We start from the raw sequence: 13,587 nt of genomic DNA on the forward strand, positions 1-13,587 counted from the left end.
CGCTCAGGCGACCCGGTGCAGCCAGCCGTGGGTGTCGGGCACCCGGCCGTGCTGGATGTCGAGCAGGTGCTCCCGCAGCCGCATGGTGAGCGGGCCGGGCTCGCCGTCGCCGACGGTGAAGTCGCCGGTGCGCGCCTTCACCTCGCCGACCGGGGTGATGACCGCCGCGGTGCCGCAGGCGAACGTCTCGGTGACGGTGCCGTCGGCGACGCCGGAGCGCCACTCCTCCACGCTGAACTTCCGCTCGCTCACCCGGTGGCCCATCTCGCGGGCGACGGTGATCAGCGAGTCGCGGGTGATGCCGGGCAGCAGGGTGCCGGTGAGCTCGGGGGTGACCAGCTCGGCGTCGTCCCCGGAGCCGAGGACGAAGAACAGGTTCATCCCGCCCATCTCCTCGACGTAGCGCTTCTCCACCGCGTCGAGCCAGACGACCTGGTCGCAGCCGGCGTCGATCGCCTGCTCCTGGGCCAGCAGGCTGGCGGCGTAGTTGCCGGCGCACTTGACGTCGCCGGTGCCGCCGGGGGCGGCGCGGATGTAGTCCTCCGACAGGTACACCGACACCGGGTGGACGCCGCGCGGGAAGTAGGCGCCGGCCGGGCTGGCGATGACCAGGAACAGGTACTCGTGCGCCGGGCGGACGCCGAGGAAGGGCTCGGTCGCCAGCTGGTAGGGGCGCAGGTACAGGGTCTGGTCGGGGCCGGTGGGCACCCAGTCGCGGTCGGCCTCGACCAGCGCGTCGACGGCGGCGATGAAGGCCTCCTCGGGCACCGGCGGCATGGCCAGCCGCTTGGCCCCGCGGACGAAGCGGGCGGCGTTGGCCTCGGGCCGGAAGGTGGCCACGCTGCCGTCGGGCTGGGCGTAGGCCTTGAGGCCCTCGAAGATCGACTGCGCGTAGTGCAGCGCGGCGGTCGCCGGGTCGACCTGCAGCGGCGCGTACTGCGTCAGCCGGGCGTCGTACCAGCCCTCCCCGGCCCGGTAGCGCGCGACGAACATCGAGTCGGTGAAGTACCGGCCGAAGCCCGGGTCGGCCAGCAGCGCGTCCCGCTCCGCGGCGGGACGACGGCGCACGTCCTCCACGACCACCGGCACACCCTCGGTGAAGACCCGGGGAGAAGTACGGCTGTCGGCGAGCGTGTCGGTCATGGCTCCCACCTGCGGCGTGCGCGGATCCGAGGGGCGGCCCGGCAGCTGCCGGACCGCCCGCCCACCCTAGCTCCGCCGCCCCGGGGTCCGGCGGCGACCGTCGCGGACGGTCACGGCCGGTCGGGCGCCGCGCTCTCGATCACCTCGTAGGACCACAGGTGCGAGGAGTTGCTGGCGGCCGGCGCCAGCTCGGACCCGCCGCCCTCGTGGGCCCGCGCGAAGTCCTGCCCGGACTCCCACACCCGGTAGGCCTCCTCGCTCTCCCACCGGGTGTAGACGAGGTACTGGTCGGTGCCCTCCACGGGGCGCAGCAGCTCGAACCACTCGAAGCCCGGGGTGCTCTCCACCGCACCGGCACGACCCTTGAACCGTTCCTCGAACCGCTCCTGCTTGTCCTTGGGCACGGTGATCGCGTTGATCTTGACGACGCTCATGGACGCCGCATTCCCGGCGGGGCGGCCGGTCAATCCCGCGACCCTGCGGACCGGTCGGCCGCGGGCGAGGATGTCGCGATGACCGATGCCGCACCGGCGCCGAGGCCCGGCGTCCTCCTCGACGTCGACGGCACGCTGCTGGACACCAACTACCTGCAGGTCCTCGCCTGGTGGCAGGCCTTCCGGGACACCGGCCACCCCGAGGTGTCGATGGCCGACTGCCACCGCGCCATCGGCATCGGCAGCGCCGAGCTGGTCACCCACCTGCTGGGGGACGACGCCGCCGACACCGAGGAGGTCGTCGAGGCGAAGGGCCGGCGCTACGAGCCGCTGCGGGAGCTGGTCGTCCCCTTCTCCCGCGTGGACCAGCTGCTCGCCGCGTGCCGTGAGCAGGAGCTGGCCGTGGTGCTGGCGACCAGCGGCATGGGGTCCGACCTGGAGTGGATGGTGCCGGCGATCGGGGGCGAGGACGTGGTCGACGGGGCCACCACGTCGGCCGACGTCGAGTCGGCCAAGCCCGCGCCGGACCTGCTGCAGACCGCCGCCGCGCCCCACGGCCTCGACACCGGGCGCACGGTCGCGGTCGGCGACACGATCTGGGACGTGCGGGCGGCGCGGGACGCAGGACTGCCCTGCATCGCGCTGACCTGCGGCGGCATCTCCCGGGCCGAGCTGGAGGAGGCCGGCGCCGACGAGGTCTACGACGACCCGGCCGACCTGCTCGCGCACCTCGACGACTCGCTCATCGGCCGGGTGGCGCGCGGCTGAAAAGAGGACCCCCTTGTCCCCCACCGCTCGCAAGCTCGTGGCGGGACCCTGCAAGGGGGCCGGAGTCCGCTTCCTAGCCGGTCGGGAAGCCCACGGCGACGCGGGCGGTGGCACCGGCGTCCTCGACCAGGGCGACCAGTCGGTCCGCGCCGTCCAGCGCGGCGTGCAGGCCGGGGGTGCCGGTGGCGGGGATCCGCTGCCCGTACCCGAGGGCGCGCGCCTCCTCCTCGGTCAGCGTCCGCACCGGGAAGACGGCGCGGGCGGCGTCGGTGAGGCCGAGCACCCCCGCTCCCCCACCGGCGGCCAGTGCCTGCCCGGCCTCCTCGACCGCCGCGGCCTCGGTCACCGAGAACGGGCCGGAGGCGGTGCGGCGCAGCGCGGTGAGGTGCCCGCCCACGCCGAGGGCGGCGCCGGCGTCGCGCGCGATCGCGCGGACGTAGGTGCCGGCGGTGCACGAAACGGTCACGTCGACGTCCACCAGGTCCGGCGCGGGGCGGGTGACGCGGTGGACGTCGAGCCGGTGGACGGTCACCGCCCGCGGCTCCAGCACCACCTCCTCGCCGGCGCGCACCCGGTCGTAGGAGCGGCGGCCGGCGACCTTCACCGCGCTCACCGACGAGGGCACCTGCAGCAGCGGGCCGGTCTGCGCGGCCAGGGCGGCGGTGACGGCGTCGTCATCGAGGTGCCCGGCCGGGGTGGTGACGAGGACCTCGCCCTCGCGGTCGTCGGTGACGGTGGTCTGGCCGAGGCGGATGGTCGCCTCGTAGGTCTTGTCGTGCCCGCCGACGTGGCCGAGCAGCCGGGTCGCCGTCCCGACGCCGAGGACCAGCAGGCCGGTGGCCATCGGGTCGAGCGTGCCGGCGTGGCCGACCCGGCGGACCGAGAGCACCCGCCGGGCGCGGGCGACGACGTCGTGCGAGGTCATGCCGCCGGGCTTGTCGACCAGCAGCAGGCCCGGGGGGACGTCGGCGTCCTGGCGGCTACCCATCGGCTCGGCTCCGCCCTCGTCTGCTCACGCCGCCACCGTGCCAGGCGCGTGCAGCCAGCGATCCCCCGCCACCCGGACCAGCACACCGACCAGCCGGAGCGCGATGAACAGGGTCAGACCGGTCCACACGCCGGCCAGCCCCCAGCCCAGCGGGACGGCGGCCAGCGACAGCGGCACGAAGCCGACCAGGGCCGCTCCGATGGTCACCGTGCGCAGGTAGCCGACGTCGCCGGCACCCATCAGCACGCCGTCCAGGGCGAACACGACGCCGGCCAGCGGCTGCACCCCGGCGAGGAACCACCACGCCACGGCGGCCTGCGCGAGGACCGCGGGGTCGTCGGTGAACAGCGGCAGCACCAGCGGGCGCAGCGCCAGCAGCACGCCGGCGACCACGACGCCCGTGCCCAGGCCCCAGAGGGTGACCCGGCGAGCGGTGTCGCGGGCGGCGTCGGGGCGAGCCGCGCCGAGCGCCTGGCCGACGAGGGTCTGCGCGGCGATGGCGTAGGCGTCGAGCACCAGGGCGAGGAAGAAGAACAGCTGGACGGCGATCTGGTGCGCGCCCAGCTCGGCGGTGCCGGCGCGGGCGACGACCCCGGTCGCGATCAGGAACGCCACCTGCAGCACGGCGGCGCGCAGCAGCAGGTCGCGGCCGATGACCAGCTGCGCCCGCAGCGCGGCGAGCCGGGGTCGCCACGAGACGTCCTCACGCAGGACGGCGCGGACGAACAGCGCGGCGGTGAGCGCCTGGCCGGCCACGTTGGCCACGGCCGAGCCGACCAGGCCGAGGCCCACCGGGTGCACCAGCAGCGGGCAGAGGACCAGGCTGGCCGAGCTGCCGACGAGCACGTAGCGCATCGGGCGGCGCAGCTCCTGCACCCCGCGCAGCCAGCCGTTGCCGGCCAGGGAGACCAGCAGCAGCGGCGCACCGAGGGAGGCCACGCGCAGCCAGCTCTCCCCCGCCGCCGCGACCGGTCCGTCGCCGCCGGCGAGCAGCCGGGTGAGCGGGCCGGCGAGGAGCTGGAACAGCAGGAGCACCGCCAGGCCGAGCGCGAGCGCCAGCCAGGTGGCCTGCACGCCCTCGGCGACCGCACCCGCCCGGTCCCCGGCACCGGCGCGGCGGGCGGCGCGGGCGGTGGTGCCGTAGGCGAGGAAGTTCAGCAGTGCGGCGGCCCAGGCCAGCAACCCGCCGCCGACGGCGAGCCCGCCCAGCGCGACGGTGCCCAGGTTGCCGACGACCGCGGTGTCGACCAGCAGGTAGAGCGGCTCCGCGGCCAGCACGACCAGCGCCGGAGCGGCGAGGGCCAGCACCGAGGGGGCGCGAGCGGTGAGCCCCGCCGGACCGCGGGCACCGCGGCGCGGGGGGCGGAGCCCTCCCGACGCGGTGCCCGGGTCGGGCTCAGCGCCCGTCGGGGACGGCACCTGGACGCGGGGCGAGGCCGGAGGCCGACGATGTGCACAGCTCCCGGCGCAGGCGGACCATCGTCGTCTCGCGGTCCTCGTGCGAGGTGAAGCCGGCGGCGGCGCGGTGGCCGCCACCACCCAGGGCCATGGCGACGCGGGCGACGTCGGTGGCGCCGCGGGAGCGCAGCGACACCGACCAGGTGCCGTCGTCCTGGCCCTTGAGCACGCAGGCCACATCGGCCTCCTGGGTGGAGCGGACGACGTCGACCAGCGCCTCGAGCTGCTCACCGGGCAGGCCGTGCTCGGCGGCCTCCGCGGTGCTCGACCAGGTCCACACCAGGCCGGCGCCGACCTCGGTCTCCAGCACGGCGCGGCCGGCGACGACCGAGAGCAGCCCCAGCCAACCGAACGGCGCGGTGTCGAACAGCCGCTGGCTGATCGTGGCGTGGTCGATGCCGGTGGCCAGCAGCCGGGCGGCGAGGTGGTGGGTGTCCGGGCGGGTGTTGCCGAACCGGAAGGACCCGGTGTCGGCGGTCAGCCCGGCGTAGAGGCAGGTGGCCAGCCGCTCGTCGAGGTGGACGCCGAGGCCGTCGAGCAGGTCGGCCACGAGGGCGACCGTCGCCGGTGCGGCGGGGTCGACGACACGGACGTCGCCGAAGCCGGGGTTGCTCGCGTGGTGGTCGACGACCACGGACGTGGCCGCGCCCTCCAGGAGTGCGGCCAGCTCGCCCAGCCGGCCGGGCGAGGCGGCGTCGAGGCTCACGAAGATGTCCGGGGACGCCGGCACCGCCGACGAGGGCACCAGCCCCTCGGCTCCCGGCAGCCAGGCCAGCGACGCCGGCAGGGTGAACGGGTCGGGGAAGGTGGTTAGCACGCGGGCGCCGCGGCGCCGCAGCCCCTCGGCGAGAGCCAGCGTGCTGCCCAGCGCGTCGGCGTCGGGCTGCACGTGCCCGGAGAGGACGACGGTGGCCCGGGCCGCCGCCGCCTCGGCGAGGACGGCGGCGGCCCGGTCGGTCGGATGGGTGCCCGGCGGGCGGGACCCGGCGCCTCGCGGGAGGGAGACGGTCACGACCCCGGGCCGGGGTCGGCGACCGGGGACGCGTTCTCCTCCTCGGTCACCAGCCCGCCGCCGACCGGATAGCCCTGACCGTCGTCGGGCTCGTCGGAGGCGATGCTCGGCGCCTCGCCGATCTCGCCGCGCTTGCCGCCCCGCGTCGGGTCGCCGGCGTCCGGCTCGGGACGTCCGCCGAGCTCGGAGCGGCCCTGCCCCTCGTCCGGCAGGTTCGGGTCGGGGTCGTTCTCGCTCATGAGACGCTCCTGCTCCGGGTGGGCTCGTCGGCGATGTCATCGGCAGTCCCGCCGGCGGACCGGTCCTCGGCGGAGTCGTCCTCGTCGTCGTCCTCGGGGGCACGGCGGTAGGGGTCGGCGTCGCCGGCGTACGTGGCCCCCGCGCGGATGCGGGCCAGCTCGGCGTCGGCGTGCCGGACCCGCTCGAGCGCCTCGTCGAGCTCGCGGGCGGTGTCGGGCACGTGGTCGGCGACGAAGGCGAGCGTGGGCACGAACTTGATGCCCGTCTGCTTGCCCACGGTGGACCGCAGCACGCCGGTGGCCGACGCGAGCGCCCTGGCGGAGTCCTCGACCTGGGTGGCGTCGCCGTAGACGGTGTAGAAGACCGTCGCCTCGCGCAGGTCGCTGGTCACCCGGGCGTCGGTGACGGTCACCATGCCCAGGCGCGGGTCCTTGATCTGGGACTCGATCGCGGCGGAGACGATCTGGCGGATGCGCACCGCGAGCTTGCGGGCGCGGGCCGGGTCGGCCATCGGACCTCCGTGGGTCGGGGCGTCACGAGGTGGACGCCGGGTTGCTGGGACATGGGCCGCGGCGGTCGGCTTCCTCGCAGGGGCCCGCGGCGAGCTCGCGAGTCGTGGGGCGAGGGGGTCCTTCTACTGATCGGTGTCGCTGAACAGCTGCCGGTGCGTCGAGAGCAGCGTCACCTCCGGCCGCTCGGCCAGCAACCGCTCGCAGGCGTCGAGGACGTCGGTCACCTGACCGGCGTCCCCGGCGACGGTGGCCACCCCGACCTGCACGCGGCGGTGCAGGTCCTGGTCGCCGACCTCGGCGGCGGCCACGGCGTACCGGCGCCGCAGCTCGGCCACGATCGGCCGGACGACGGCGCGCTTGCCCTTGAGCGAGTGCACGTCGCCCAGCAGCAGGTCAGCGGTGAGCGCGCCGGTGAACACCGGGAGGACCCCCTTCTCCCCACTGCTCGTAGAAGGACCCCCTCCTCGCCACCCCTCGCAGGCTCGGGGCGGGACCCGGGAGGGGGCCTCGTCGGGCACACCGCGCCGGCCGCGGCCGGGGGGTACCCGGCCGCGGCCGTCGCGGATCACACGCGCGGCTTCTCGCGCATCTCGAAGGTCTCGATGACGTCCTCGACCTTGATGTCGTTGAACGATCCGAGACCGATACCGCACTCGTAGCCGTCGCGGACCTCGGTCACGTCGTCCTTGAAGCGACGCAGCGACTCGACGGTGAGGTTGTCGGCGACGACCACCCCGTCGCGGACCAGCCGGGCCTTCGAGTTCCGGGTGATCGTCCCGCTGCGGACGATGGAGCCCGCGACGTTGCCGATCCGCGGCACCCGGAAGACCTCGCGGACCTCCGCCGTACCGAGCGCGACCTCCTCGTACTCCGGCTTGAGCATGCCCTTGAGGGCCGCCTCGATCTCCTCGATCGCCTGGTAGATGACCGAGTAGTACCGGACGTCGACGCCCTCGCGGTTGGCGAGCTCGGTGGCCTGGCCCTCGGCCCGGACGTTGAAGCCCAGGACGATGACGTCGTCGGCCAGCGCGAGGTCGATGTCGCTCTTGGTGATGCCGCCGACGCCGCGGTGGATGACCCGCAGCGAGATGTCGTCGCTCACCTCGATCTTCATCAGCGCCTCTTCGAGCGCCTCGACGGTGCCCGAGTTGTCGCCCTTGATGATCAGGTTGAGCTGACGGTTCTCCTTGAGCGCCGCGTCGAGGTCCTCGAGGCTAATCCGCTTGCGCATGGAGGCGTTCTGCGCGTTGCGGATGCGGGCCTGGCGACGGTCGGCGATCTGCCGCGCCACCCGGTCCTCCTCGACGACCAGGAAGGTGTCGCCGGCACGGGGCACCGAGGTGAGACCCACGACCTGCACGGGGCGGGCCGGCAGGGCCTCCTTCAGCTTGTTGCCGTGCTCGTCGAGCAGCGACCGGACGCGACCGTAGGCGTCGCCGGCCACGATCGAGTCGCCCTGGCGCAGCGTGCCGCGCTGGACGAGCACCGTGGCGACGGGGCCGCGGCCCTTGTCCAGCTTGCCCTCGATGACCACGCCCTGCGGGTCCTGCTCGGTGTTCGCGCGCAGGTCCAGCGAGGCGTCGGCGGTCAGCAGGATCGCCGTCAGGAGCTCGTCGATGCCCTGGCGGGTCGTCGCGGAGACGTCGACGAACATCGTGTCGCCGCCGTACTCCTCGGCCACCAGCCCGTACTCGGTGAGCTGCTGACGGATCTTGGCGGGGTTGGCCCCCTCCTTGTCGATCTTGTTGACCGCGACCACGATCGGCACCTCGGCGGCCTGGGCGTGGTTGAGCGCCTCGACCGTCTGCGGCATGACGCCGTCGTCGGCCGCCACGACCAGGACGACGATGTCGGTGACCTTCGCGCCGCGGGCACGCATCGCGGTGAACGACTCGTGACCCGGGGTGTCGATGAAGGTGATCGGCCGCTCGTCGTCCTCCAGCTTGGTGACGATCTGGTAGGCGCCGATGTGCTGGGTGATGCCGCCGGCCTCCCGTGCCACCACGTTGGTGTTGCGGATGGCGTCCAGCAGCTTGGTCTTGCCGTGGTCGACGTGACCCATGACGGTCACCACCGGCGGACGGGCCTCCCAGTCCTCCTCGTCGCCCTCGTCACCGAAGGTGAGGTCGAAGGTCTCGAGCAGCTCGCGGTCCTCGTCCTCGGGGCTGACGACCTGGATGTCCCAGTCGATCTCGGCACCGAGCAGCTGGAGCGTCTCGTCGTTGACCGACTGGGTCGCGGTGACCATCTCGCCCAGGTGGAACAGGGCGGTGACGAGCGCGGCCGGCTGCGCGCCGATCTTCTCGGCGAGGTCGGTCAGCGAGGCGCCACGGGGCAGCCGGACGGTCTGCCCGTTGCCGCGCGGCAGGCTGACGCCGCCCATGCTGGGCGCCGCCATGGAGTCGAACTCCTGACGCCGCTGCTTCTTGCTCTTGCGCCCACGGACCGGGCCACGCCCGCCGGGACGACCGAAGGCACCCGCGGTACCCGCACCCGAGCCACCACGGCCCCGACCGCGGCCACCGCCGCCGCCGCTGCGGAAGCCACCGCCGGCGGGAGCACCGGCACCGCCGCCACCGCCACCGCCACCGCCGCCACTGGGGCGGAAGCCGCCGCCACCGCCACCGGGACCACCCCCGGGACGGCCACGACCGGCCGGCGCACCAGGGCGACCGCCACCGGCCGGCCGCGGCGGCATCATGCCGGGCGAGGGACGCTGCGGCATCATGCCCGGGTTCGGGCGCGGACCGCCGGGACCGGCCGCGGGACGCGGACCACCGGCGCCGGGACCCGGACGGGAACCGGCCGCCGGACGCGGACCGCCGGCACCGGGACCCGGACGCGGACCGCCGGGCCCGGACGGCCCGGGACGCGGCCCACCGGCCGCCGGGCCCGGACGCGGGCCACCGGCCGCGGGACCGGGACGCGGCGCACCACCGGACGGAGCCGGGCGCGGGGCGCTGCTGAAGGGGTTGTTGCCCGGGCGCGGAGCCGGGCGCGGACCCGGCCGGGGACCGGGCGCCGGGGCGGCCGGACGCGCACCCGGGGTGGCGCCACCGGCCGGACCGGGACGCGGGGCAGCGGGACGCGGGCCGCTGGGCGCCGCGGGCGGCTGCTGGGTCGGCGCGCTGGCCGCAGGGGCCTGCGGTGCCGGCGCGGTCGGTCGTGGACCGGGGACGGGCGCACCGGGACGGGCCGTGACCGGGCGCGGGCCCGGGGTCGGCGCGTCGGGGGCACGGGTCACCGGCGGCTGCGGCGCGGGAGCCGGCGCGGACGGCGCGGCGGGAGCGGCAGGGACGGGCGGCGCGGACGGAGCCGCGGCGACCGGAGCCTGCGGGGCAGCGGGTGCGCTCGGGCGCGGGCCGGGCCGGGGAGCCGCCTGGCCGCCGCCGTTGCCGGTGCTGCTGCCGAGTGCCTCCCGGAGCCGCCGGGCCACGGGGGCCTCGACGGTCGAGGAGGCGGACTTCACGAACTCGCCCTGCTCCTTGAGCTTGGCGAGCACGGTCTTGCTGTCGACACCGAACTCCTTGGCGAGTTCGTGTACGCGGGCTTTGCCTGGCACGGATCTCCTCTTGTGAGGCCGGCGGCTTGCCCGCGCGACCTCGTCGTCAGTACTGCATGTGGCTGGTCATCTGGGGGACTTCACGGCTTGCTCATCCGACGACGTCCTGCTCTCGACGTGCGGACCCGCCGGGTGCGGGTCCGTCTGTGCTGGTGCGGTTGTCGTTCGTGCGTGGTCGCCCGTCCGGGCCCCGCTCCCCGCGGTCGCCGGGAACGGCGCGCCGAGGACGTGGTCCCGGAGCGGACCGGCCTCCACCGGGGTGCTGCCGCCTCCGGGGAGGCGCAGCGCCCGGGAGAAGGCCCGGCGTCGCTCCGCTGTGCGCAGGCACTCCGGGGTGGGGTGCAGCGAGGCGCCCCGGCCGGGGAGCCTCCGACGCGGGTCGGGGACGAGGGCCCCGTCCCGCGCGACGACGCGCAGCAGGTCGGTGACCGGAGCGCGCTTCCGGCAGCCCACACAGGTGCGCACCGGGATCGACGTTTCGGCCACCCTGCACTCTAGCGCGCTGAGGGCCCCGGGTGTTCCGGGCTCCGGCCACCGGGCACCCGACCGGGGCGTGCGCCGCCACCTGACCCCCCGGGGCGGCCACCGGGCGCACCGCCGCGCGCAGCCGCCGCACCGGAGCGCAGCGGCGCGCGCCCCACCCCGGGCGAGGGCGCGGCGTCGTCGGGCTGGGCGTCGCTGCGGATGTCGATGCGGCAGCCGGTCAGCCGCGCGGCGAGCCGGGCGTTCTGCCCCTCCTTGCCGATGGCCAGCGACAGCTGGAAGTCGGGGACGACCACCCGCACCGCCTTGGCCTTGGGGTCGACCAGCTGCGCGCTGTTCACCCGGGCGGGGCTCAGCGCCGAGGCCACGAACGTCGCGGGGTCGTCGGACCAGTCGACGATGTCGATCTTCTCGCCGTGCAGTTCGCTCATCACGTTGCGCACCCGCTGCCCCATCGGGCCGATGCACGCGCCCTTGGCGTTGAGCCCGGGGCACCGAGGTGCGGACGGCGATCTTCGAGCGGTGCCCGGCCTCGCGCGCGACCGCGACGATCTCCACGCTGCCGTCGGCGATCTCGGGGACCTCGAGGGCGAAGAGCTTGCGGACCAGGTTGGGGTGGGTGCGCGAGACGGTGACCTGCGGGCCGCGGTAGGTGCGCGCGACCGACACCACGTAGGCCCTCAGCCGGCTGCCGTGCGGGTAGCTCTCCCCCGGCACCTGCTCGGCGGCGGGCAGCACGGCCTCCACCTTGCCGATGTCGACGAGCACCGTGCCGCTGGCGTTGCGCCGCTGGTCGGCCTGCACGATGCCGCTGACGATGTCGCCCTCCTTACCCGCGTACTCGCCGAAGGTCTGCTCGTGCTCGGCGTCGCGCAGCCGCTGGACGATGACCTGCTTGGCGGTGCTGGCGGCGATCCGGCCGAAGTCCGAGGGGGTGTCGTCCCACTCGCGGACGACCTCGCCGTCCGGCCCGAGCTCCTGGGCGAGCACCGCGACCTCGCCGGTCTTGCGGTCGACGTGCACCCGCACGTGCTTGCTGGCGCCGTCGGCGTGCCGGTAGGCGGTCACCAGAGCCGTCTCGATGGCCTCGATGACCGTGTCGGCCGGGATGCCCTTCTCCCGCTCGACCGCCTTGAGGGCGGTCACGTCGATGTTCACTGTCCTCCTCCGTCGTCGTCGTCCTCCGCGGGATCCGGCTGGTCGTGCTGCTCGCTGTCCCCGCCGGCCTCCGGCCGGCCGAACTCCACCTGCACCCGGCCGGCGCCCAGCTCCTGCCACGGCACCTGCCGCCGGGTGGGCGGCCGCTTCTTCGCCCCGGGCTTGCCCTTGGCCTCCACCGCGAGGGTCACGCCGTCGCCGTCGACCTCGAGCACGCGAGCGGTCACCTGCTCGGAGGAGCCCTCGCGACCCACGGCGACGGTGACCAGCCGCCCGGTGTTGCGCCGCCAGTGCCGCGGCTCGGTCAGCGGCCGGTCGACCCCGGGGCTGGTGACCTCCAGCACGTAGGGGGCGCTGCCGAACTCGCCGTCGTGCTCGTCGAGGGCCGTGGACACCGCGCGGCTGACCTCGGCGACGTCGTCGAGGGTCACCCCGGCGTCCCGGTCGACCACGACCCGGACGATGCTGCGCCGGCCGGCCGGGGTGACGACCAGTTCCTCCAGGTCGTACCCGGCGGCCTCCACGACCGGCGCGACCAGCCCGGCCATGCGGGTGGCGACGGGGTCGGTGCGAGGGGCGGCGGACACGGCTCCCTCCCTCTCCTGGCTCGGTCGACGGCACGCGCGCGGTGGGGGCCGGCGCCCCGCGTCGCGGCCCGTCGGGGGAGCGGCGGACGCACCGTCGGCCCGGTACCGGGCGGAGGGTCAGGCTACCGCCCTCCCGCCCGGCCCGAGACCGGGCGGCCGGGGGACCCGCTCGCCGTGTGCTCCCGACCGGGCAGGTGCGGGGCTGAGAGGATGGTGGCGATGCCCCCCGTCCTCGCTCCCGCTCCCGCGGGCTCCACCCGCCGCGCCTTCCTGGCGGCCTCGGCCGGGCTCGCCCTCCTCGTCGCCGGCTGCACGGCGGGCTCTGCGGAGGCCCCGGCCGTGAGCACCGAGGAGGCCGATCGGCTGGCCGGGCAGGTCGCCGTCCAGGAGGCCGTCGTCGCCGCCTACGCCGCGGCGACGACGGCCGACCCCGCCCTGACGCTGAGCGACCTGGCCGCGCAGGCCACCGAGCAGCTCGACCGGCTGCGGGCCGCCGCGCCGTCCCCGACCGCGTCGCCTGCCGCGTCCTCCGCCGCCCCCCCGGCCCCCCCGGCCGGCGGGGACGTGCGCACCTGGCTGCGCGAGCAGGTGGCCGCGGCGGCGAGCGCCCACGCCCGGGCCTGCGCCCGGCAGACCGGCGCCCGTGCGGCGCTGCTCGGGTCGATCGCCGCGGGGCTGCGCGGGCACGAGGCGGCACTGGCGTGAGGGAGGAGCAGGGACGTGGCTGACGACGGCCTCCTCGACGAGGGCACCGAGACCGCCGCGCTGAACGAGGTGGTGGCCGCCGAGCACGCCGCCGTGTGGGGGTACGGCGCCGTGGGCGCCGCACTGCCGGGGGACGCCCGCGGGCCCGCGGCGGCCGCCGAGGTCGCCCACCGGGACGCCCGCGACCGGCTGGTGGCGCTGCTGGAGTCCCGCGGCGCCGACCCGGCCCCCCGCGAGGCGGGGTACACCCTCCCCTTCCCGGTCCTGTCGGAGGTGGACGCCGCGACGCTGGCCGTCGCCCTCGAGGAGGGCGTCTCCGCGGCCTGGGTGCGGGTGCTCGACCAGGCCGCGGAGCCCGCCGTGCGCGAGCTCGCGGTCGGGGAGCTGGGCGCCGCGGAGGTGCGCGCCGTCGGCTGGCGCGCCGCCGCCGGCCGGATCCCGGTCACCGACGCGTTCCCGGGCCTGTAGGAGGGCCCGTCTTCCCCACTCCTCGTCGCAGGCCCCCTGGACGGGGCCGGCGGCGCTCGGGACGGGGTC

15 protein-coding genes and 2 pseudogenes are annotated in these 13,587 nt (G+C 75.9%); 3 read left to right on the top strand and 14 right to left on the bottom strand.

The window, feature by feature from the left end; all coding sequences use genetic code 11:
- Nucleotides 1–3 precede the first annotated feature (3 nt).
- Both GOBS_RS19295 and GOBS_RS19300 read right to left on the bottom strand, forming a co-directional pair.
- Nucleotides 4–1,143 (bottom strand): branched-chain amino acid aminotransferase, encoded by a 1,140-nt coding sequence (locus GOBS_RS19295; RefSeq protein WP_012949949.1) that lies wholly within the window; start codon nt 1,141–1,143, stop codon nt 4–6.
- Nucleotides 1,144–1,253: 110 nt separating this feature from the next.
- On the bottom strand, nt 1,254–1,577 hold the full coding sequence (locus GOBS_RS19300) for an antibiotic biosynthesis monooxygenase family protein (protein ID WP_012949950.1): 324 nt from the start codon (nt 1,575–1,577) through the stop codon (nt 1,254–1,256).
- A 78-nt stretch (nt 1,578–1,655) separates the two neighbouring features.
- Here GOBS_RS19300 and GOBS_RS19305 point away from each other — a divergent pair, with 78 nt between their 5' ends.
- Nucleotides 1,656–2,345 carry an HAD family hydrolase gene (locus GOBS_RS19305; RefSeq protein WP_012949951.1) on the top strand — a complete coding sequence of 230 codons (690 nt, stop codon included), beginning with the start codon at nt 1,656–1,658 and terminating at the stop codon, nt 2,343–2,345.
- 73 nt (nt 2,346–2,418) lie between these two features.
- Here the strand turns inward: GOBS_RS19305 and truB are convergent, their stop codons facing one another.
- The 12 genes and pseudogenes from truB to rimP all read right to left on the bottom strand — a co-directional run bounded on the left by truB (nt 2,419) and on the right by rimP (nt 12,345).
- Nucleotides 2,419–3,333, bottom strand: coding sequence for a tRNA pseudouridine(55) synthase TruB (gene truB / locus GOBS_RS19310; protein WP_012949952.1), 915 nt, complete (start codon nt 3,331–3,333; stop codon nt 2,419–2,421).
- A gap of 24 nt (nt 3,334–3,357) precedes the next feature.
- Nucleotides 3,358–4,641 (bottom strand): MATE family efflux transporter, encoded by a 1,284-nt coding sequence (locus GOBS_RS19315; RefSeq protein ID WP_012949953.1) that lies wholly within the window; start codon nt 4,639–4,641, stop codon nt 3,358–3,360.
- An 88-nt stretch (nt 4,642–4,729) separates the two neighbouring features.
- Nucleotides 4,730–5,803, bottom strand: coding sequence for a DHH family phosphoesterase (locus tag GOBS_RS19320; protein WP_012949954.1), 1,074 nt, complete (start codon nt 5,801–5,803; stop codon nt 4,730–4,732).
- Complete coding sequence (locus GOBS_RS19325) at nt 5,800–6,042, bottom strand: hypothetical protein (protein WP_012949955.1); 243 nt, start codon at nt 6,040–6,042, stop codon at nt 5,800–5,802. The genes GOBS_RS19320 and GOBS_RS19325 overlap by 4 nt, the downstream gene beginning before the upstream one ends.
- On the bottom strand, nt 6,039–6,554 hold the full coding sequence (gene rbfA / locus GOBS_RS19330; RefSeq protein ID WP_012949956.1) for a 30S ribosome-binding factor RbfA: 516 nt from the start codon (nt 6,552–6,554) through the stop codon (nt 6,039–6,041). Before rbfA ends, GOBS_RS19325 begins: the two co-directional genes overlap by 4 nt.
- Nucleotides 6,555–6,677: 123 nt before the next feature.
- On the bottom strand, nt 6,678–6,974 hold the full coding sequence (locus GOBS_RS19335) for a DUF503 domain-containing protein (protein ID WP_012949957.1): 297 nt from the start codon (nt 6,972–6,974) through the stop codon (nt 6,678–6,680).
- A 146-nt stretch (nt 6,975–7,120) separates the two neighbouring features.
- A complete protein-coding gene (gene infB / locus GOBS_RS29000) occupies nt 7,121–8,953 on the bottom strand; it encodes a translation initiation factor IF-2 (RefSeq protein ID WP_243697756.1) in 1,833 nt (610 codons plus the stop codon).
- Nucleotides 8,954–9,973: 1,020 nt separating this feature from the next.
- A pseudogene (locus tag GOBS_RS29405) lies at nt 9,974–10,117 on the bottom strand (translation initiation factor IF-2 N-terminal domain-containing protein); the annotation flags it as partial.
- A 66-nt stretch (nt 10,118–10,183) separates the two neighbouring features.
- Nucleotides 10,184–10,603 carry a DUF448 domain-containing protein gene (locus tag GOBS_RS26565; protein WP_081448938.1) on the bottom strand — a complete coding sequence of 140 codons (420 nt, stop codon included), beginning with the start codon at nt 10,601–10,603 and terminating at the stop codon, nt 10,184–10,186.
- Nucleotides 10,604–10,611: 8 nt separating this feature from the next.
- The gene (locus GOBS_RS29010) at nt 10,612–11,055 is read right to left on the bottom strand and encodes a hypothetical protein (protein ID WP_341776587.1); all 444 of its coding nucleotides are present in this window, start codon (nt 11,053–11,055) and stop codon (nt 10,612–10,614) included.
- 88 nt (nt 11,056–11,143) lie between these two features.
- A pseudogene (locus GOBS_RS29950) lies at nt 11,144–11,758 on the bottom strand (NusA N-terminal domain-containing protein); the annotation flags it as partial.
- Nucleotides 11,755–12,345: a ribosome maturation factor RimP gene (rimP, locus tag GOBS_RS19350; RefSeq protein WP_012949960.1), complete on the bottom strand. Its 591-nt coding sequence runs from the start codon at nt 12,343–12,345 to the stop codon at nt 11,755–11,757. The pseudogene GOBS_RS29950 and the gene rimP, both read right to left, overlap by 4 nt.
- A 219-nt stretch (nt 12,346–12,564) precedes the next feature.
- On the opposite strand from rimP, the gene GOBS_RS19355 reads away from it, so the two are divergent.
- Together GOBS_RS19355 and GOBS_RS19360 are read left to right on the top strand one after the other, a co-directional pair.
- Entirely contained in the window at nt 12,565–13,050 is a 486-nt protein-coding gene (locus tag GOBS_RS19355; protein ID WP_012949961.1) for a hypothetical protein, read from the top strand.
- A 15-nt stretch (nt 13,051–13,065) separates the two neighbouring features.
- Entirely contained in the window at nt 13,066–13,518 is a 453-nt protein-coding gene (locus GOBS_RS19360) for a ferritin-like domain-containing protein (RefSeq protein WP_012949962.1), read from the top strand.
- Nucleotides 13,519–13,587 lie beyond the last annotated feature (69 nt).

It is taken from the genome of Geodermatophilus obscurus DSM 43160 (assembly GCF_000025345.1).
GTDB lineage: Bacteria > Actinomycetota > Actinomycetes > Mycobacteriales > Geodermatophilaceae > Geodermatophilus > Geodermatophilus obscurus.